The organism is Geothrix sp. 21YS21S-2, assembly GCF_030846775.1.
Taxonomy (GTDB): Bacteria; Acidobacteriota; Holophagae; order Holophagales; family Holophagaceae; genus Mesoterricola.
Map to the genome: position 1 here is coordinate 4,051,318 of NZ_CP132910.1, position 18,422 is coordinate 4,069,739.

Below are 18,422 nucleotides of genomic sequence, written 5' to 3' on the forward strand. Positions count from 1 at the left end.
ATTCTAGGCTATTTCACCTGGGCCCGGTGCCGGACCGCCATCACCACGCCCAGCCCCAGGAAATAGCTGAGCGTGCTGCTCCCCCCGGCGCTGAAGAACGGCAGCACGATGCCCTTGTTGGGCAGCACCCCGATGACCATGCCCACGTTCACCAGGAGGTGCAGGGCGATGATGCCCGCGGCGCCCACGCAGAAGTAGGTCTCGGAGGCGCTCTTCGCCGCCACGGCGGTGTCGAGGATGCGGCTCAGGACGACGCCGAAAAGGCCCAGGGCCAGCAGGACCCCCAGGAAGCCGCGCTCCTCGGCCCACACCGAGAAGACGAAATCGGTGGTCTTCACCGGCAGGAAGTTGAGCTGGGTCTGGCTGCCGGAGGTGAAGCCCTGCCCGGTGAGGCCGCCGGCGCCGATGGCGATGCGGCTCTGGTTGATCTGGTAGCCCTTGCCCTTGAGGTCGGCCCCCGGGTCCAGGAAGGTCAGGACCCGCTGCTTCTGGTAGGGCTTGAGCACCTTCTGCCAGGCCCCGACGCCGCCCAGGGAGACCAGCAGCACCGTCAGGAGGACCCACTTGGCCCTGACCCCCTTGAGGACCGGGATCAGCACCAGGATGGGCAGGAAGCTCACGGCCATGCCCAGGTCGGGCTGCTTGAGCACCAGGAGCATGGGGAAGAACACCAGGGCCGAGGTCCCGGCCAGGTCCCAGGCTGTGAGGTCCTGGGGCTGGCGGGTGCCGAGGCGGTGCGCCACGAAGAGCAGGGTCAGCCACTTCATGAGCTCGCTGGGCTGGAAGGTGAGGCCGGCCAGCACGATCCACCGCTGGGAGCCGCCGATGCGGTGGCCGGCGACGAGCACCAGGGCCAGGGACAGGATGCCCAGGACGTAGAGCGCGAACCCGCTGCGGAAGATGCGCTTGGGATTGGCGCCGGCCAGGAAGGCCATGACCCCGAAGCCCATGAGGTTCCAGAGGCTCTGCTTGGCCCAGAGGCCGGCCTGGCCCGTGCCGCGGCCCGCGGAGTAGACCGTGAGCGTGCCCATGACCACGAGCAGGACCATGGGCCACAGGAGGGCCGTGTCCAGGGCGCGCAGACGCTCCTTCACGGCTCCTCGCCGCCTTCCTGGGCCGGGGGCGGGGCGAACTCGTCCGGGATCTTCGCGCTGGGGGGCGGCAGGGGCTTCTTGAGGCGGTCGATGAACCAGTACTGCACGAGCTTCTTGGCCACGGGGGCCGCGCTGGAGGCGCCGAAGCCCGCGTTCTCGGCCACCACCACGAAGGCGATCTGGGGGTTCTCCCGGGGCGCGTAGCCCGCGAAGAGCGCGTTGTCCTTGAGCTTCTTGGCGAGCTTGGCGTAGTGGCTCTTGTCCACGAAGGTGGTGACCTGGCTGGTGCCGGTCTTGCCCACCATCGTGACGCCCTGCAGGGCTGAGGCCGCGGCGGTGCCCGAGTGGACCACTTCGTAGAGCCCCTCCTCCAGCACGGCCTGAATCTTAGGGTCCAGGCCGGTGTCCTTGGGCGGGGGCGGAGTGAAGAGCTCCATGGGCCGGTTGTCCTCGGGGCGGATGCCGTAGAGGAGGTGGGGGGTCAGCAGCTTGCCCCGGGTGGCCAGCATGGCGTAGAACCGCGCCAGGCCGATGGGGGTGAGGCTGTTGGCGCCCTGGCCGATGGCCACGCTGACGGTCTCGCCGGGCCACCACTTCTCCTTCTTCACCCGCTTCTTCCACTCCCGGCTGGGCACGCGCGAGGTGGCCTCGTGGGGCAGGTCCACGCCGGTGGGCACGGTGAGGCCGTACTTGGCCGCGGTGTTGTAGATGTCGTCGATGTCCAGGCGCATGCCCAGCTCGTAGAAGTAGATGTCGCAGCTGCGGGCGATGGCGGCGATGAGGTTCACGGTCCCGTGGGTGGCGTCGCAGCGGAAGTCGCGGTTGTAGAAGACCTTGTGCCCGGCGCAGTGGAAGGCCGTCTCGGGGGTGATGATGCCCTTCTCCAGGGCGGCAAGGGCCACCAGGAGCTTGAAGGTTGAGCCGGGGGCGTAGCGCCCCTGGGTGACCCGGTCCAGCATGGGGCGCTCGGGGTTGTTCCAGTACTTGTCGACCTGCTCCTGGGTGAGCCGGTTGAGGAAGATGTTGGGGTCGTACGAGGGGCTGGAATACATCGCCAGGATGCCGCCGTCACGCAGGTCCAGCACCACGCCCGCGCCGTTCTCCGTGCCCAGGGCCTCCTTGAGGGTCTGCTGGAGGCCCGCGTCGATGGTGAGGAAGACGCTGCGGCCGGGCTTGGCTTCGTTCTGGCCGAACACGGCCACTTCCCGGCCCAGGTAGTCCACCAGGATCTTCCGCTGGCCGTCCACGCCCCGCAGGCGGTCGTTGCGCGAGCTCTCGAACCCGGTGCGGCCGATGATCTCGCCCAGCTGGTAGCGGTCCGGGTTCTTCTCCAGCTCCGCGGGGGTGACCTCCCCCACGTAGCCCAGGGCGTGGCCGGCCAGGTCCTGGCCCAGGTACACGCGCCGGGGGGCGACTTCGATGCTGAGGAAGGGGAACCGCGCGCGCAGCACCTCGGCCCGGGCCAGCGCCGAATCGTCCAGGTTGTCCAGGAGCGTGAGCATGCGGTTGCCCGCGGCCTGCCGGATGGCCTGGATCCGGCGCCGCAGCTGCTCGGGCTCCAGCTGGAGGCTCTGGGCCAGGGCGTCGATCTGGGCGGGGTCCGAGGGCAGGTCCTCGTTCTGGATGACCAGGTGCAGGGCCCGGCGGTTGTCCACGATCTTGTTGCCGTTGCGGTCGAAGATGATGCCGCGGGGGGCCGGGGTGGTGCGGGTCTTCACGGCCTGGGAGAAGGCCAGGCGCTGCATCTCCCGGCGCATGCCCAGCTGCACCCAGCCGTAGGCCAGCACCAGGCCCAGGATCATGGAAAGGGTGACGGTGCGCATCACGGAGATGCGGCGGTGGATGAGGCTGCGGTTCAGGATCTCCACCGGTCACCTCCGGTGGATCGGGGGATGGAGCCTCAGGGCCAGGGTCGCCCAAAGGGGGATGGCCACGACGGCCCAGATCCAACCGTAGCCCCACGCGTGGGGGCCCGCGGCGAAGCGCACGAGGAGGTTCGCCAGGAACCAGTGGAGCACGGCCAGGGCCGCGCAGCGGCCCCAGAAGGGGTTGCGCGAATGCGGCGGCCACTGCAGGACGAGCCAGTAGGCCAGGAGGCACATCAGCAAGTTGGCCAGGGGGGTGCCGCCCAGGTGCGGGTAGAGGCGCTGCGTTCCCTCGAGGACCCACCCGCCCGCGAGGGCCCAGAGGAGGCCCTGGATGGGGGTGGTGAACCCGGGCGCCAGGCCCAGCACGAGGAACACGTGGAAGACCGTCTGGATGCCGGGCCAGGGCGCGGTGAAGTGGATTCCGGCCAGGGCGGCCAGGGCGATGGCGTGCCTGCGCAGCATGGGGGCGGCCTGGCCGGTCATTTCGCCCCCTTCGCCTTCCGGCCGGGCTTGGCGGCCTGGGGCTGGGGCGCGGGCGCCTGGAGCTCCAGCTGCGGGCGCGGGGGCAGGACCAGCACGAGCGAGACCCGGTCCAGGGGGGCCGAAAGGGCCACTTCCACCTGCAGTTCCGTGTCCCGGGGCCGCACGGAGGTCACGTAGCCCACCAGGAGCCCCCGGGGGAAATTGCGGTCGAGACCCGACGTGTACACGGGCTCACCCACCTGGACGACCTCCTGGCTACCAATGTAGCGCAGGGCCGCCTTGCCGGGCCCCAGGCCCTGCAGGACGCCAGTGGCTCGGCTGCGGGCCAGCATGACCCCCGTGGAGGCGTTGTAGGCGTCCAGGGGCAGGAGGCTGGCCTGGGTGGGGCCCACGTCCCATACGCGGCCCACCACCCCTTCCGGGCAGATCACGCCCTGGTCGGGCTGGAGCCCGCCGTCCTCCCCCAGGTCCAGGATCATGCCCCCGAAGGGGGCCCGGCGGACGTTGGAGATGATGCGGGCGGTCCGGAAGGTCAGGGGCAGCAGCTTCTTGAGGCCCAGCAGGCGGGTCGCCTCCTCCGCTTCGGCCAGGCGCGGGGCGGCGGCGTCCCGCGCGGCCTGGAAGGCGGCCACCTGGGCCCGCAGGCGCTCCACCTCGGCCACGGCCTCGCGGTACGTGGACACCTTCTGCCGGCGGTTGTCCTTCCATATTTCCAGGCGCGCGGACACCGCCCGGGAGGGTGTGGACACCAGATCCAGCAGATGGCGCCAGCGGTTGGAGGTCCCCCGGCCCAGGAGGATCCAGAGGAGGTGCCCCAGCAGGAGGACCACGATGGCCCAGCGCCTGCGTCCGGTCGGGTTCCAGCCCCAGGCGCTGCGACGCATGCTAGTCGAGGATCTGGATCCGCCTCAGGAAGGGGATGTCCTCCAGGAGCATGGCGGTCCCGCGCACCACGGCGGTCTCGGGGTTCTCGGCGCGGTAGCAGGGCAGGTGGGTCTCCTTGCTCAGGCGCACGTCGAGGCCCTGGATCTTGGAACCGCCCCCGGTGAGGCAGATTCCCCGGTCGATGAGGTCCGCGGCCAGCTGGGGCGGGGTCTCGTTCAGGGCCTTGCGCACCAGGTCGATGATGGCGCTTATGGGCTCGGCGAGGGCTTCCCGGATCTCGGTGTCGTTGAGGGTGAGGGTCTTGGGCAGGCCCTCGAACTGGTCCCGGCCGGAGATGCTCATGGTGCGGGTCTTGTCAGAGGTGTAGGCGGAGCCCAGGCTCCACTTCACTTCCTCGGCGGCGGCCTCGGAGATGAGGACGTTGTACTTCTCGCGGATGTATTTGATGATCGCTTCATCCATCTCGTCGCCGGCGACCAGGATGGAGTCGGAGAAGACCTTGCCGTTGTAGGAGATGACCGCCACGTCGGTGGTGCCGCCGCCGATATCGACGATCATGCAGCCCCGCTTCTCGTTGATGGCCAGGCCGGCCCCGATGGCGGCCACCATGGTCTGGTCCACGAGGAAGACCTCGCCGGCCTTGGCGTCGTAGCACACCTGCTTGACGGCCCTGCGGGCCACCTGGTGCGCCCGGGGGGGGACGCTCACGACGATGCGGGTGCGGGCGATGCCCCGGTTGGGCCGGGCCTTCTTGATGAAGGCCGCCAGCATCTTCTCGGCGGCGTCCACCTCGTAGATCATCCCGTCCTTCATGGGACGGATGGTCTGCACGCCCTGGGGGGTGCGGCCCAGGAGCTGCTTGGCCTCGTCACCCACGGCCTCGACCTCGTGGGTCTGGGTGTTGAGGGCCACAATGGATGGCTCGTAAACGACGATCCGGCCGGCCTGGCGGGTGTAGATGAGCACGGAGGCGGTGCCCAGGTCGATGGCCAGATCCGACGTGAACAAATTGGACCAGAATTGACTCGAGAAGGGGGTAGGCACTGATCACTCCAACATAATCCCCTAGGTTGCCATGATTTTCAGCCTTCCGCCGCCCCCAATAGCTCCCGGACCAGAAGATCGGGGTCCAGGCGCTGGGGAAGTTCCCGGTGGTAGCCGCGGACCCAGGCCGTGCCCCCCACCCGGATGTAGGGGATGGCCCGCTTGCCGGTTTCCCGCTCAAGCAGTTCGGCGGCCCCGGGCACGGCTTCGATGTCCACGGTGGTGTGGGCCACCCCGGCCTCCTCCAGCCACCGGTCCAGGCGGCGGCAGTCCGGACACCATGTGGCGGTATATACCTCGAGATTCAAATCTTTGAGTAATTCCTTCGGAGACATGGAGCATCCTCGCTAGGCAGGGTATGCCTTCGATGTCATTCTGGGACTGAAATGTTTAGGAGAAAAGCATGGATATGCGCTGCGCGCGATTGATCGGAATGTGCGGCCTGGTGGTCGTGGCCCTGGGCTGCTCCAAGGTCTCCAAGGACACCTCCAAGGTCCTGGCCAACGTCGGCGGCGAGAAGGTCACCGAGAAGGCCTTTTCCGACGCCGTGCGCACCCTCGTGGGCGACGATGCCAAGGCCAACGAGCTCCTCACCAGCCCCGCGCTGAGGGAACAGCGGAACCGCTTCCTGGCCGAGTTCGTGGACCAGAAGGTCATGGTCAAGTTCGGCGACAAGCAGGGCCTGGACAAGGATGCCAAGGCCAGGCTCCTCCTGGAGGCCGCCAGGTCCAACGCCTACGGCCAGGTCCTCATGGAGAAGGCCATCTCCAAGATCGAGCCCACCGAGGCCCAGCTCAAGGCCTTCTACGACAAGGTGGCCGCCAGCGCCAAGGCCGCCGGCCAGGACAAGGGCTTCCCCACCTTCGAGCAGGCCAAGCCCCAGCTGCCCAACGCCTGGAAGCGGGAGCAGCTCAAGGACGCCAGCCAGAACCTCCTGAAGGACGCCAAGGCCCAGGTCCCCACCACCATCGACCCCGCCTGGCGCGCCGCCGAAGGCCCGCAGTAGTCCGACCAGCTAAAAAATAGATATTTCCGAAGGCCCGCCTATGCGGGCCTTTGTTTTTCAGGCTATCCTGGGGCATCCAATAACATACCGGACGTTCGGTCTTAACTTGAGCCCTTTTCCAGGAGTGGTCCCCATGCGTTTCACCCGATTCGCCCTCCCGTGCCTTCTCTCGGTCCTGCCCCTCGCCGGCGGCGAACTCCCGGTGGAGGCCCAGGCCAAGTTCATCAAGATCCTGGCCATCAGCGCGGGCTCCCCCAGCCGGATCGCCTGCCATGATCCCGCCGTGATGGCGCAGCTCACGAAGATGGGCTTCACCCACGACCCTGCCGCGAAGGTGGCCTGGGCGGCCAACGAGAACGAGGTGCGCACCCTGAAGGCCGCCGGCCGCCTCATCATCTGCGGGAAGCTTGAACTACTCATGGCCGGAGGCTCCGCCGCCATCGTGGACGAATCGGGGAAGCCCTCGATCTATCTTTCCATGCTCAACCTCTCCAACACCGGAGTCACCCTTTCCGACGCCGTGCTGAAGATCGCCAAGCGGCTCTGATCCCTACTTCCAGTGCTGGCCGATGAAGGCCTCCACCTCGGGGAGGCCGCCCTGGAGGACCAGGTAGCCGTTGTGGGGCTCCCGCGGCGTGATCTCGTGGTTCACGGGGGCCAGCAGCATGCGCCGGATCTCCGCGGGGTCGTCGGTCTGGCCCAGCACCCAGGCCAGCTTCATGTAGGCGGTCTCCGGAAGCATGTTGTCCATGGGGATGATGCCCAGGTTCAGGAGGTCCCGGCCGGTGTCGTAGACGTACATCTGGGCGTAGCCCCAGATGGTCTGCACGGTCATGACCACGGTCATGCCCTTCTCGATGGCGCGCCTGACGGCGGGGTAGAGGGGCTTGTTGATGTGGCCCAGGCCGGTGCCGGCGATGACCATGCCGCGGTAGCCCATGCTGGACAGGCCGTCGATGATGTCGGGGTTGAAGTTGGGGTAGTAGTACTGGATGGTGACCTTCTCCTCGAAGCTCGGGTTGATGACGGGGACCCGCTTCTTGTCGCGCTTGAGGAAGTCGTCGGTGAGGTAGGTGAAGTACTGCCCGTTCCCGCCGCGCTCCCGGGCCACGGTGGCCAGGGGGGTGGCGCCGATGGTGCGGAAGGTGCTGCGGTAGCTGGAGTGCATCTTGCGGCAGCGGGTGCCGCGGTGCAGGAGGTCGTAGTTGTCCGAGGTGGGGCCGAACATGCAGAGCATCACTTCCGCGATGTCGCACTCGGCGGCGGTGCGCACGGCGTTCATGAGGTTGAGCGCGGCGTCCGACGAGGGCCGGTCCGAGCTGCGCTGGCTTCCCACCAGGACGATGGGAACGGGGGAGTTCTGGACCATGAAGCTCAGGATGGCGCCGGTGTGGCTCATGGTGTCGGTGCCGTGGCCGATGACGATGCCGTCGACCCCGCGCGCGATCTCCTCGCCGATGGCCTTGGCCAGGGCGATGTACTGCTCGGGACCCATGTTCTCGCTGAAGACCCCGAAGAGCTTCTTGGTGTCCATGTTGGCGATGTCGGCCAGCTCGGGCACGGCGCCGTACAGCTCGCCGGGGGTGAAGGCGGGGATCACGGCGCCGGTGCGGTAGTCCAGGCGGGAGGCGATGGTGCCGCCGGTGCCCAGGAGCGTGACGTTCTTCTTGCGGGAATCCACCGGGAAGGCTTTCTCGGGGATCCTGTAGACGGCCTTCTTGTACCCCAGTTCCCGGGCGGAGGCGATGCGGGAGGCCACCACGCCCACGTTGTAGCCGTTGACCAGCTTGATGACGATGTGGAGATCGTCGAAGGTCTCGCTGCGGGGCAGGATCACGCCCTTGAACACCGAGCCCCGGTCGTTGACGACCTCCACTTCGCTCCACACGCCGATGCCGTACTGTTCGAGGGCGGCGCGGGCGGTGCCGCGGTAGCCCTGGTAGCGGTCGTCCCGTTCGATTTCGCTCATCGGGAGGCCTCCTGGGTGAGTCGGGTCCTCAGGTAGTCGGCCACGTCCCGGGCCGGGGCCTTGCCCAGCAGGTCCTTCATGGCTCGCCCGGCAAGGAATCGCAGGCGCTTGGCGTCCGAGTCGCCCAGATCGATCCGGTAGTCCTCCATGGACAGGAAGGAGAGCTGCCGGCTCCACACGTCCCGGGGCTGGATGCCGAAGCCCAGGGCGGACATGGCGGTCTCGGCGCCCGTGCCGGGGTGCTCGGCCATGTGGGTGGCCAGGGCCGGGATGGCCTCCCGCGCGATCTGGCCCCCGGTGAGGAGGTCGAAGATCTGCACCCACTCGTTCACGCCCAGGCGCTCCATGGGGATGCCGCGGCGCTTGAGGGCCTTGGCCCGCTGCCCGATCTCCACGGCGGCCACCAGGCCGTCCACGCCGGTGAGCTGCACCACGGCGTCGACGATGGCCACGCCGCCCCTGCGGATGAGGAACTCGGTGGTCTCCGGGGGCACGCCCCAGGCGCCGAACTGGTGGAAGCGCTCCCAGGGGGTGGGCTTCATGCGGGCGCGGGCGGCCTCGACGCGTTCGGCGGTGATGCGGGTGGGCGGGGAGTCCGTGTCGGGATACATGCGGTCGGGTCCGGGCAGGATCCGCTCGAAGGTGGTGAAGCCGCCCACCATGGCCTGGCGGGTCTCCTGGGGGACCCCCTTGAGGGCGTCGACGTAGCGCAGCCGGATCTCCTCGGCGGCGGTGCGGCAGTCGGCCTCCGGGCCGCAGACGATGTAGTAGTCGTCGTTCTCCGCCACCCGCAGCTTGCGGCGGAGGCGGTCCAGGACCCGGTGCTTGGCCGGGAACTCGGGCAGGTGCTGGCCGCTGAGGACCACGGGAGCCTCGTCCAGGCACGCGATGACCCGGATGCGCCCGCTCAGTTCGTCCAGGAAGGTGGTGTCGGGCTGGGTGGGGAACTGGGCCAGGCCCATGCCGCCCTCGAGCTTGACGGCGAAGATCCTGCCCCCGCCCCGGATGGCGCGCTGCATGAACCCCAGGTCCACGCCCTGGAAGATGTCGGTGACGTCGAAGGCGGTGGTGCGGATGTCCGAGGGCTCGCGCATGCCGCGGCGGTTCAGCTCCTCCCTGAAGCGCAGGAGGTTCACCTGGCGGACCCCCTCGTTGTGCACGAGCTTGACGGCGTAGCCCGCCTTGGGCACGCCCTTGATCTCCACGCGGCTGCCGCCCCTGACGCTGACGTTCACGTCCTGCCGGCTCGCGCCCAGCCCCGTGCGCACCCGGCCCGTGCTGCGCGCCACCAGGCCGCAGAGGGTGATGGCGTCGCGCACCTCCTCGGGCGTGCGCAGGTCCGGGCCCGTGACGGTCTCGGTGAGCGGCATGCCCAGCCGGTCCGTGCGCCACACGATGCGGTGCCCCTTGTCGCTCACTTCGCGGCAGGAGTCCTCCTCGATGGAGAGGTGGGTCACCGTGAGGTTCCGGCCCTTGAAGGGGAGCCCGCCGTTCATGCCCACGATGGCCGTGCGCTGGAAGCCCGTGGGGATGGAGCCGTCCAGGTACTGCTTACGCGCGATGTGCACCTCGTCGATGATGTCCATGCCCATGGCCAGGCAGAGCTCGATGGCCACGTCGATGGCCTCCTGGTTCACCAGGAAAGGCGGCGTGTCGTCCATCTCGTAGGTGCAGACGTTGAGGTGGTTCAGGAGGTAGATGATCTCCTTCTTCGTCTTGAACTCCATGAGGGCCGTGCCGTCGTACTCGCCCAGCTCGCTCAGGGTGGGGCGCATGTGCCGCAGCACCTCGCCGTCGTGGGAGTCGGTGTAGAGGCCGGCGGGGCAGCGGCAGAACAGCTTGTGGGCCGTCAGGAGCTGCTGATGCACCTCCAGGCCCGAAATCAATCCTGCCGATTGATAGTCCAGCTTCTCGATCATTCCGCACCTATAAGGGTAAGGGCTTCTTGAGGGATGGTCGCCCTTGGGCGAGCGCTCCGTCAAGGCTGGGACCGCGTGGAGCGCGGGATTGATGATCCCCGTCACATCCCGATGAATGCGAAGTGCCGCGCATTCATCCCTTGGAAAGCGGGAATAAAACGGGGCCGTGCCCATCTAACTCGCATGGCCTGAAGGCCCTTAGGAGCAACGATGACAAAACTACTCATATCCCTGGTTCTGGGTTCCTTAACCCTGGCGGCCGCCGGCGTTTCCGACACCCCGAAGAAGGCCTGTTGTCCGGCCACCTGCTGCAAGGCCGACAAGGCCTGCGACCGCCACTGCGACAAGGCCTGCGAAAAGGCCGGCTGCAGGACCTGCTGCGACAAGCCGAAGGCGGAGCGGGACGAGCATTGAGAACCTGATTCCCAAATTCGTTTCTCAGCGACCCTCTGCGAGCCCTCAGCGCCTCCGCGTTTGGTTTTTTCCTCGACGGGTTCTCGAGGCTGGCCCATTGACCAAACGTTCGTTATGTCGTTAAGAAAGGGACCAAACGCGCTGAGGACTCGCAGAGGACCGCTGAGAATAGATCAATCAACAGTAATTGATTTGGATACGTTCTTCGGGCTGTCGGGATGGACGCCGTGGTCGACCACCTTCAGTTCGTCCAGGTATTCCATCTTCAGCACCGACATGCGGAAAGCGAGCCGCTGCAGGATGATCGACGCGGCGAACACGAAGAGGTTCGAGTCCGAGGACGCGGGCACTTCCAGGTACTTGGACCAGTAGCGGTCCTGTCCCGAAGGCTTGCCGGCCACGGCCATGGCAACTTCAGGGTTCTTCTCGGCGATCAGCAGGATGTCGGCGCCCCGGATCTTGTGGGTGTGGATCTGGCTGATGGTGATGCGAACGTCCCGCTCGTCCGAGGGACACACGAACAGCAGGGGGTAGTTGGAGAAGTGGGCCTCCACCAGTTCGGGCCAGGTGCGCAGGGCCGCCATGCCGCCGGCGAAGGGGCGGCCGTCCCGCTTGGCCTCGTAGCCTTCCAGGAGGCCGGCCAGGTCGCCGATGGAGAAGAGGGTGTTCTTGCCCAGGATCGTGTTGGGGCCGTGCTTGAACTCGGCGGCGTCGTAGCCCTCGGCGTGGTTGAGGACCACTTCGCGGATCTTGAGGGCGCCCTCCCGGGCCAGCCCGATGAGGCCGGTGCCCAGGATGTGCAGGGAGGGCTCCAGGTGCAGGCGCCGGGCGGCCTCCTCCACGTCGGGGCCGCAGGTCTCCAGGGTGCGGGTCACCAGGTCGGCCGCGGCCTTGAGCTTGGCGGCGATCTTGCGGTCCGTGAGGGAGAAGGAGGCGGCGATCACGTAGAGGACGGCGATCTGGTTGAGGAAGCTCTTGGTGGCGGCCACGGCGATCTCGGGGCCGCAGAGGATGGGCAGGTAGAACTCCACCAGCTCCTGGGGGATCCGGCTGTTCTCGTTGTTCACCAGGGCGATGCGGCGCAGGGAGGGGATGCGGGCCTGCACGTCCTGGAAGATGTCCACCAGGTCCTTGGTCTCGCCGGACTGGGTGATGCCGATGAGCAGGTCCCCGGGGGCCAGGGTGTTCAGGTACATCGACCGGAAGGTGCCGGGGTTCACGGGGAACACGCCGATGCCGGAGAGGTTGTTGAAGAAGTAGGCCGCCACCAGCGAGGCGTGGTGGGAGGTGCCCGAAGCCACCAGGAAGACGCGGCCGGGGGCGGTGCGGATGGCGTGGACCAGGTCCTGCAGGTGGCGGGTCACCCGGCGCTGCTTCTTCCACACCACGAGGTGGTCGTAGAGGGTCAGGTCCATGCCCGCTCCGGGCTCCAGGCGCAGGAGGTCCGCCAGAAGGGCGCGCTCGTCGGAAACCGGGTCGGCCGGGGCGAGGGTGGCCATGTGGGGCCGGACCCAGGCCGCGAGCTCCAGGTGCACGGGGTCGGCGCGCAGGCGCCGGAATGCCTCCACGAGGGCGGGCTCGTCCGCGGCCTCGTGCAGGGCGGCCACCTTGGCCAGCAGGGCCTTGCCCAGGTCCAGGCGCTCCTCGAAGGCGTGGAAGAGGCCCTCGGTGGCGGGGTCGGTGAAGTAGTACCGGAGGATCCCCTCCAGGTTCTCCGGGGAGGAGGCGATCTCCTGGTCCATGAAGTAGCGGAAGGGGGCGCGCAGGCCCGTGTCCCGCACGTTGAGCTTGGACCGCTTGGGCCGCGGGGTGGAGAAGGCCAGCGCCCCCGCCAGGGGGAAGACCGCGTACTCCCGCTCCGTGAACCAGAGGCCCTCCCCTTCGGAAAGGGGAATGAGCATGCGGGTCTTGCTGAGGACGGAGGTGAGGTCGCTGGAGACCACCACGAATTCCCCGAAGGCGTCCGTGCCCAGGCCCGCGTAGAGGGACGACCCGGACTTCACGGCGACCACGCCGGGAACCCGGGGATCGCAGAAGGCCGCGGCGTAGGAACCCTCGCACGTGGCGTCGGCCTTGCGCACGGCGTCGATGAAGAGGACCGCGGCGTCCGGGACTCCGCCGCCGCGGGGACCTTCGGGCGCCTGCGCGGGCCCGGCCAGGCCGGCCGCGTAGAACTCCTCCACCACGTGGGTGATCATCTCGCCGTCGTTGTCCGAGACCACCCGGTGGCCGCGCTCGGCGAGCCAGGTCTTCAGGGCGTCCGTATTGGAGATGTTCCCGTTGTGGGCGCCCACCATCTCCACCTTGCACCGCACGTGGTGGGGCTGGCTGTTGACGTCGGTGACCGCGCCGTAGGTGGCCCAGCGCACCTGGCCGATGAAACGCTGCCCCTTCTCCTGGTCCATGGCCAGGTCCACCACGACCCGGCTGGGGGCGCCGACCTTCTTGAGGAGGCGGATGTGGCCGTCCGCGCCCACGAAGGCGCCTCCGGTGGAGTCGTAGCCGCGGTATTCCAGGCGCTTGAGGAGCTCTCCGCCCTCGAAGCCCAGGCACGGGCTCTCCGCGCCATAACAGATGGAAACGATTCCACACATGGCGGGTCTCCCTAAGTCTTCAGCTGTGCTTGGCCTGGAACTCTGCGTAGGTGCCCTGGAAGTCCTCGATGCCGTCGTCGGTGACGTTCCAGATGCGGGTGGCCACCTCGTCGATGAGGTCCTCGTCGTGCGTGACCAGGATGACGGTGCCCTCGTAGCGCTGCAGGGCGGTGTTCAGGGCGATGACGGCTTCCAGGTCCAGGTGGTTGGTGGGCTCGTCCAGCACCAGGAAGTTGGGCTTCTGGAGCATGAGCTTGCAGAACATGAGGCGGCAGCCTTCGCCGCCGGAGAGGACCTCGGTGCGCTTCATCCCCTCCTCGCCCCGGAAGAGCATCTGGCCCAGGACGCCCCGGATCTGCTCCACGAGGGCATCGGGGTCGAACTGCCGGAGCCAGTCCACCAGGGCGTAGCCCCCGGGGATGGACTCGCGGAAGTCCTGGGCGAAGTAGCCCACGTTCACCTCGTGGCCCCACTTCACGGTGCCCGAGTCGATGGCGCGGTCCAGCTCGGTGACCTGGGGGGCGTTGGCGAGGAGCGCCTTGAGGAGCGTGGATTTGCCGGCGCCGTTGCGGCCCACCAGGGCGATCTTCTCGCCCCGGGCGACGTTGGCGGTGAAGTTGCGGATCACCTCCTGCCGTCCATCCTCCTGGTCGTAGCCCTTGCACACGTCCTCGAATTCCAGGGCGTGCCTCCCGCCGGGCTTGTTCTGGCCGAACATGATGTAGGGGCGCTGGATGTTGCTGCGGGCCAGGTCGTTGGGGGTGAGCCGCTCCACCTCCTTGCGCCGGGAGTTCACCTGGCTGCTGCGGGTGCCCGCGGCGAAGCGCTGGATGAAGTCCTGCAGCTGGGCGATCTTCTTCTCCCGCACGCTGTTCTCGGACTCCAGGCGGGAGCGGATCTGCATCTTCTGCATGACCATGTCGTCGTAGCCGCCGGTGTACTGGATGATGGTCTGGTAGTCGATGTCGGCGATGTGGGTGCAGATGGCGTTGAGGAAGTGGCGGTCGTGGGAGATGACCACGAGCGATCCCTTGTAGCGCGCCAGGAAGTTCTCCAGCCAGTGGATGGAGTCCAGGTCCAGGTGGTTGGTGGGCTCGTCCAGGAGCAGGGCCTCGGGGTTCCCGAACAGGCTCTGGGCCAGCAGCACCCGCACCTTCTGGCCGCCCTGGATCTCGCCCATGGTGCGTTCGTGGAATTCCTCGGGGACGCCCAGGCCGTCCAGGAGGATGGCGGCGTCGGCCTCGGCGGTGTAGCCGTCCTCGTCGGCCACGATTCCCTCGAGTTCGCCCAGGCGCATGCCGTCGGCGTCGGTCATCTCGGCCTTCTCGTAGATGCGGTCGCGCTCCTGCAGGGCGTCCCAAAGGGGCTTGTTGCCCATGATGACGGTGTCGACGACGCGGAAGGCATCGAAGGCGAACTGGTCCTGGGCCAGCACGCCCATCTTGCGGGGGCGGTGGATGGTGCCGGTGGTGGGCTCCATCTCCCCGGTGAACAGCTTGATGAAGGTGGACTTGCCGCTTCCGTTGGGTCCCGTGAGGCCGTAGCGGCGCCCCGGCTGGAACGTCGTGGTCACGTCTTCGAACAGGATCCTCGCGCCGAAGCGCATGGTCACGTTTTGGGCACCGAGCATGTTTCCCCCAGAACCCTATATTCTATCAGGGTTTTCCCATATTCACGAGCTTTGGTTGCGGCGGCCCGCCGCGACCAGCACCTGCGCGGCCAGCAGCAGGAGTCCGAGGTCCCGCAGGATCGCCCACCGCATGTCGGCCACGCGCTCGTCCACGGACCGGGCCGTGGCCTGGGTGGAGAAGCACCCGCAGTCCACCGGGTGGCGCCGGGCCAGGTTGATGGACAGGGCCACCAGGAAGGCCAGGAGCAGGGCCCCGAGCCAGGCCGCCGCGGCCCGGGTCCACAGCCCCAGGCACAGGGCCAGGCCGCACAGGAGCTCCAGCCAGGGAAGCACCAGGGCCGTGGGGTGCACGCTCCAGGCGGGGAAGAGCTGGTAGTTCCAGATGGCCTTGGCGAAGCCGGGCGCGTCGGCGATCTTGGGCAGGGCCGCCACGATGAAGACCGCCCCCAGGGCGATCTGGGCCCTCACCGTGATCCAGGGGTGCGTGAGCCTTCGCATCATGGGCGGGGCCCCTTCGCCACGGGGCGGGCCTTGGCGGTCCAGTCCGGGAAGCCGTCGGTGTACACCAGCAGGTTCCGGTAGCCCAGGCCCTGGAGCTTGGCCGCCAGGAGCTTGGAGTCCTCGCAGCCGCCGGTGCAGTAGATCACGACGGGGTCCTTCATGCCGGGGTTGGCCCGGGCTTCGAACTCGGTGATGCGCCGGTCGCAGTCGGACTCCCATACCGGGGCGCTCCAGGCCCCGGCCACGTGGCCCTCTTCGAAATCGGAGGTGCGCCGCGCGTCCAGGAAGGGAATGCGGCGGCCGAAGGCGGACCATGCGACCTCGGAGCTGATTTCGCGCACCGCCTGGGTGGAGGAGGGATGGAAGGGATCCGCGGCCCGGGGTGCGGTCCGCACGGGCCCGGGGGCCGGTTCAGGGGCGGGCGGGTCCGCGGGCGGGTCCGCGGGCGGAGCCGCGGGCTCGGTGGGCGTCCGGCCCAGCCAGGCCAGCTTCCGGCTGGGGGCGGCGAAGTGGTTGGCGGCCACCCCGAGGAGCACCGCCGCGGCCAGGAAGGCCAGGGCGCGGGCGAGGTGGTGGGCGAGGCGGGACATGGGCAGCGTCAATTCTCGGGGAGCCTGGTTTTCCGAATCAAGGACATCTTCTCCTCGATGGCCGGGTTGGATTTCTCCGCCCTGGCACGCTCCGGGCGGCGGGGCCAGTCTACTACGCATCACAGGGCGACCTTCCTCCGTGCCCCCGCCGGCGGGCGTTCCAGGACCCGCAATTGCCGGTTCCAAGCCGAACGGTCCAGCTCCAGGCCGATCACCACGGCGGCCATGGGGGCCAGGGCGCCGCCGGCCAGGGCGGGCAGGGGCGTGATCTCGAGCCGGCCGTCCGCCAGCTGAAAGGCCCAGCGGTCGCTGCCGTCGTTGCGCGCCGGCCACCCCTGGAAGGCGCACACCCCCTTCGCCCGCAGCACCTCCCCCCGGTCCGGACGGCGCAGGAGGAGGGCCTCCAGGCCTTCGGGGTCCACCGGGTGGTCCCACCGCAGGGTGAGGGCCCGGGCCTGGGCGAAGCTCGGGGCGCCCGCCGGGGCCGGGGCCGGCGGGATCACGCCCTCCCAGGGATCGGGGCAGCCCTCCGGGGCCGCGCCCATGCGGGTCCGCCAGATGGCGTGGCGGGGGAAGGCGGCGCGCAGCTGGCTCTCCCAGGCCAGGGCCATGCTGGGGTCCGCGTCGGCCTTGCTCACGTACACCAGGCTCGCCAGCGCCGCCTGGCGGCGGAGGAGGGCCTTCTGCTCCAGATGCCCGAGCGGGGCCAGGGCCGAGACGACCGTGAGGCAGCCCGCGAGGCGGATGTCCCCCAGGGCCGGGTCCTCCTCCAGGTCCACCAGGTCCGTGGGGTCGGCCAGGCCCGTGGTCTCCAGCACCACCCGCCCGGGGCGGCGCCCGTCGGGCAGGGCCGCCCAGTCCGCCAGCACCTTGACCACGTCGGCCTTCAGGCTGCAGCAGGCGCAGCCGTCCACCAGGTTGGCGATGCCGGCCAGCTCGGGGCGCTCCGCATCCACCAGGATGCCGTCCACGCTCACCGAGCCGAATTCGTTGATGAGCACCGCGACCCTGCCGCCGCGCGCGAGCTCGGCCTTGAGGAGCCGGTTCACGACGGTGGTCTTTCCCGAACCGAGGGGGCCTGTGACCAGTAGGACTTCGAGCATCTGCGACCTTTTCGTTGGCGACCTCAATCATGGCAGACTGGAGCCATGGACCTGGTGGACAGCAGCTATCTGGGGGCCGTCGCCCTCGCGGGCGCCGTGGCCCGGGCCCTCTCCCGGGGGCTGCCCCCGGACTGGCGCCTGCGCCTGGAGGCCGCGGCCCCGGCGGACCTTCCGGAAGGCTGGCTGTGGCTCCACGCCGTGAGCGTGGGCGAGCTGGTGCTGGCCGAGGGGATCCTCGCGGTGCTGCGGGACCGCGGGCATCACGTGCACGTGACCACCGGCACCGCCAACGGCATGGCACTCCTGGCCCGGCGGCTGCCGGGGTGGGACGGGGGCACGGGCCGGGTCACCGGGGGCGCCTTCCCCCTGGACGACCCGGAAGGGCTGGCGTCCTTCCTGAAGGTGCCGCCCGGGGCCTTCGTGAGCCTGGAGACTGAGATCTGGCCCAACCTGCTGCGGGAGCTGGAGGCGCTGGGCGTGCCGCGGTGCGTGGTCAACGGCAGGCTGACCCGGCGCAGCCTCGGCCGGGGCGGGCCCTGGATGGCCCGGGCCGCCTCGCGCCTGACCCTGGTGGCAGCCCGGGATGCGGCGAGCGCCGCGCTGTTCCGTGAACTGGGGGCGCCGCGGGTGGAACTGGGCGGCAACCTCAAGGCCGACCTTCCGCCGCCGCGCTCCCTGCACGCGGGCTGGGCGCACCTGCGCCGGGCCTGGGCGGCCAGCCCCGTCCTGGTGGCCGGCAACACCGTGGAAGGCGAGGAGGAGGTGGTCCTGGGTGCCTGGGAGGCCGCGAGGGCGCGGCATCCGGACCTGCGCCTCATCCTGGCCCCGCGCCAGCCCAGGCGCTTCCCGGAGGCCGCGGCCCTGCTGGCGGGCCGGGCCTTCCGCCGGGCTTCCGAGGTCTGGCCCCAGAAGGCCGAGGCCTGGGAGGCCTGCGACATCCTCCTGCTGGACACCCTGGGCGACCTGGCCTCGGCCTACCGGGAAGGCACGCTGGCCCTGGTGGCCGGGGGCTGGGCCTGGCACGGCGGCCACAATCCCCTGGAACCGGTCCGGTGGGGCCTGCCGACGCTGGTGGGGCCGGGCTTCACCAACTTCGAGGACCTGGTGGTCCCCCTGCTGGAGGCCGGGCTCGTGGAGGTCGTCCCGCTTGAGCGGCTGAGCGAACGGACAACCGAACTGTTGGATGGCGCTTCTTTGCGTCCCGCCCAGGCCGGGAAGCCGGTACCCTATCCGGAGGGTCTCGCCGGTTCTTTAGAAAAAACCGTAACGATTCTCAAGAACTGCCTACCCCCTCCCCGATAAGGTATCGTCGGCCATCCCGG

The 18,422-nt window shown here is 68.9% G+C and carries 17 protein-coding genes; 4 read left to right on the forward strand and 13 right to left on the reverse strand.

All coding sequences use genetic code 11. From position 1 onward, the window contains the following. Window positions 1–8: 8 nt before the first annotated feature. From rodA to RAH40_RS17930, 6 genes are read right to left on the reverse strand one after another with little or no spacing between them, the layout of a single operon-like run. Entirely contained in the window at window positions 9–1,094 is a 1,086-nt protein-coding gene (gene rodA, locus RAH40_RS17905; protein ID WP_306598959.1) for a rod shape-determining protein RodA, read from the reverse strand. After that, window positions 1,091–2,962 (reverse strand): penicillin-binding protein 2, encoded by a 1,872-nt coding sequence (mrdA, locus tag RAH40_RS17910; RefSeq protein ID WP_306598960.1) that lies wholly within the window; start codon window positions 2,960–2,962, stop codon window positions 1,091–1,093. Before mrdA ends, rodA begins: the two co-directional genes overlap by 4 nt. A gap of 3 nt (window positions 2,963–2,965) precedes the next feature. Then, a complete protein-coding gene (locus RAH40_RS17915) occupies window positions 2,966–3,445 on the reverse strand; it encodes a hypothetical protein (RefSeq protein ID WP_306598961.1) in 480 nt (159 codons plus the stop codon). Further along, entirely contained in the window at window positions 3,442–4,329 is an 888-nt protein-coding gene (gene mreC / locus RAH40_RS17920) for a rod shape-determining protein MreC (protein ID WP_306598962.1), read from the reverse strand. The genes RAH40_RS17915 and mreC overlap by 4 nt, the downstream gene beginning before the upstream one ends. A gap of 1 nt (window position 4,330) precedes the next feature. Continuing rightward, window positions 4,331–5,374 (reverse strand): rod shape-determining protein, encoded by a 1,044-nt coding sequence (locus RAH40_RS17925; RefSeq protein WP_306598963.1) that lies wholly within the window; start codon window positions 5,372–5,374, stop codon window positions 4,331–4,333. Between the two features lie 38 nt (window positions 5,375–5,412). Then, the gene (locus tag RAH40_RS17930) at window positions 5,413–5,682 is read right to left on the reverse strand and encodes a glutaredoxin family protein (RefSeq protein WP_306598964.1); all 270 of its coding nucleotides are present in this window, start codon (window positions 5,680–5,682) and stop codon (window positions 5,413–5,415) included. Window positions 5,683–5,777: 95 nt separating this feature from the next. Between RAH40_RS17930 and RAH40_RS17935 the strand changes: the two genes are divergently transcribed. Both RAH40_RS17935 and RAH40_RS17940 read left to right on the forward strand, forming a co-directional pair. After that, window positions 5,778–6,380 carry a hypothetical protein gene (locus RAH40_RS17935; protein WP_306598965.1) on the forward strand — a complete coding sequence of 201 codons (603 nt, stop codon included), beginning with the start codon at window positions 5,778–5,780 and terminating at the stop codon, window positions 6,378–6,380. Between the two features lie 133 nt (window positions 6,381–6,513). Next, window positions 6,514–6,927, forward strand: a complete 414-nt coding sequence (locus RAH40_RS17940; RefSeq protein ID WP_306598966.1) for a hypothetical protein — start codon at window positions 6,514–6,516, stop codon at window positions 6,925–6,927. Window positions 6,928–6,930: 3 nt separating this feature from the next. On the opposite strand, the gene gatD is transcribed toward RAH40_RS17940, so the two are convergent. Next, the gene (gatD, locus tag RAH40_RS17945; RefSeq protein WP_306598967.1) at window positions 6,931–8,349 is read right to left on the reverse strand and encodes a Glu-tRNA(Gln) amidotransferase subunit GatD; all 1,419 of its coding nucleotides are present in this window, start codon (window positions 8,347–8,349) and stop codon (window positions 6,931–6,933) included. After that, window positions 8,346–10,268, reverse strand: coding sequence for a Glu-tRNA(Gln) amidotransferase subunit GatE (gene gatE, locus RAH40_RS17950; RefSeq protein WP_306598968.1), 1,923 nt, complete (start codon window positions 10,266–10,268; stop codon window positions 8,346–8,348). The genes gatD and gatE overlap by 4 nt, the downstream gene beginning before the upstream one ends. A gap of 210 nt (window positions 10,269–10,478) precedes the next feature. On the opposite strand from gatE, the gene RAH40_RS17955 reads away from it, so the two are divergent. Further along, on the forward strand, window positions 10,479–10,682 hold the full coding sequence (locus RAH40_RS17955) for a hypothetical protein (protein WP_306598969.1): 204 nt from the start codon (window positions 10,479–10,481) through the stop codon (window positions 10,680–10,682). A 173-nt stretch (window positions 10,683–10,855) separates the two neighbouring features. Here the strand turns inward: RAH40_RS17955 and RAH40_RS17960 are convergent, their stop codons facing one another. The 5 genes from RAH40_RS17960 to RAH40_RS17980 form a co-directional block, all read right to left on the reverse strand. Then, window positions 10,856–13,276 carry an SIS domain-containing protein gene (locus RAH40_RS17960; RefSeq protein WP_306598970.1) on the reverse strand — a complete coding sequence of 807 codons (2,421 nt, stop codon included), beginning with the start codon at window positions 13,274–13,276 and terminating at the stop codon, window positions 10,856–10,858. Between the two features lie 19 nt (window positions 13,277–13,295). After that, on the reverse strand, window positions 13,296–14,906 hold the full coding sequence (locus RAH40_RS17965) for an ABC-F family ATP-binding cassette domain-containing protein (protein ID WP_306598971.1): 1,611 nt from the start codon (window positions 14,904–14,906) through the stop codon (window positions 13,296–13,298). Between the two features lie 42 nt (window positions 14,907–14,948). Beyond that, window positions 14,949–15,407 carry a MauE/DoxX family redox-associated membrane protein gene (locus tag RAH40_RS17970; protein ID WP_306598972.1) on the reverse strand — a complete coding sequence of 153 codons (459 nt, stop codon included), beginning with the start codon at window positions 15,405–15,407 and terminating at the stop codon, window positions 14,949–14,951. Next, the gene (locus tag RAH40_RS17975; protein ID WP_306598973.1) at window positions 15,404–15,997 is read right to left on the reverse strand and encodes a rhodanese-like domain-containing protein; all 594 of its coding nucleotides are present in this window, start codon (window positions 15,995–15,997) and stop codon (window positions 15,404–15,406) included. The genes RAH40_RS17970 and RAH40_RS17975 overlap by 4 nt, the downstream gene beginning before the upstream one ends. Window positions 15,998–16,116: 119 nt before the next feature. Beyond that, window positions 16,117–17,100: a GTP-binding protein gene (locus RAH40_RS17980; protein WP_306598974.1), complete on the reverse strand. Its 984-nt coding sequence runs from the start codon at window positions 17,098–17,100 to the stop codon at window positions 16,117–16,119. A gap of 45 nt (window positions 17,101–17,145) precedes the next feature. On the opposite strand from RAH40_RS17980, the gene RAH40_RS17985 reads away from it, so the two are divergent. After that, window positions 17,146–18,402 carry a 3-deoxy-D-manno-octulosonic acid transferase gene (locus tag RAH40_RS17985; RefSeq protein ID WP_306598975.1) on the forward strand — a complete coding sequence of 419 codons (1,257 nt, stop codon included), beginning with the start codon at window positions 17,146–17,148 and terminating at the stop codon, window positions 18,400–18,402. The last annotated feature ends 20 nt before the right edge of the window (window positions 18,403–18,422 follow it).

Excerpts from the sequence above, each read along its gene's own strand:
- RAH40_RS17915 (WP_306598961.1), bottom strand. The coding sequence starts at position 3,445 with ATGACCGGCCAGGCCGCCCCCATGCTGCGCAGGCACGCCATCGCCCTG.
- mreC (WP_306598962.1), bottom strand. The coding sequence starts at position 4,329 with ATGCGTCGCAGCGCCTGGGGCTGGAACCCGACCGGACGCAGGCGCTGG.
- RAH40_RS17935 (WP_306598965.1), top strand. The coding sequence starts at position 5,778 with ATGGATATGCGCTGCGCGCGATTGATCGGAATGTGCGGCCTGGTGGTC.
- RAH40_RS17940 (WP_306598966.1), top strand. The coding sequence starts at position 6,514 with ATGCGTTTCACCCGATTCGCCCTCCCGTGCCTTCTCTCGGTCCTGCCC.
- gatD (WP_306598967.1), bottom strand. The coding sequence starts at position 8,349 with ATGAGCGAAATCGAACGGGACGACCGCTACCAGGGCTACCGCGGCACC.
- gatE (WP_306598968.1), bottom strand. The coding sequence starts at position 10,268 with ATGATCGAGAAGCTGGACTATCAATCGGCAGGATTGATTTCGGGCCTG.
- RAH40_RS17955 (WP_306598969.1), top strand. The coding sequence starts at position 10,479 with ATGACAAAACTACTCATATCCCTGGTTCTGGGTTCCTTAACCCTGGCG.
- RAH40_RS17960 (WP_306598970.1), bottom strand. The coding sequence starts at position 13,276 with ATGTGTGGAATCGTTTCCATCTGTTATGGCGCGGAGAGCCCGTGCCTG.
- RAH40_RS17965 (WP_306598971.1), bottom strand. The coding sequence starts at position 14,906 with ATGCTCGGTGCCCAAAACGTGACCATGCGCTTCGGCGCGAGGATCCTG.
- RAH40_RS17970 (WP_306598972.1), bottom strand. The coding sequence starts at position 15,407 with ATGATGCGAAGGCTCACGCACCCCTGGATCACGGTGAGGGCCCAGATC.
- RAH40_RS17975 (WP_306598973.1), bottom strand. The coding sequence starts at position 15,997 with ATGTCCCGCCTCGCCCACCACCTCGCCCGCGCCCTGGCCTTCCTGGCC.
- RAH40_RS17980 (WP_306598974.1), bottom strand. The coding sequence starts at position 17,100 with ATGCTCGAAGTCCTACTGGTCACAGGCCCCCTCGGTTCGGGAAAGACC.
- RAH40_RS17985 (WP_306598975.1), top strand. The coding sequence starts at position 17,146 with ATGGACCTGGTGGACAGCAGCTATCTGGGGGCCGTCGCCCTCGCGGGC.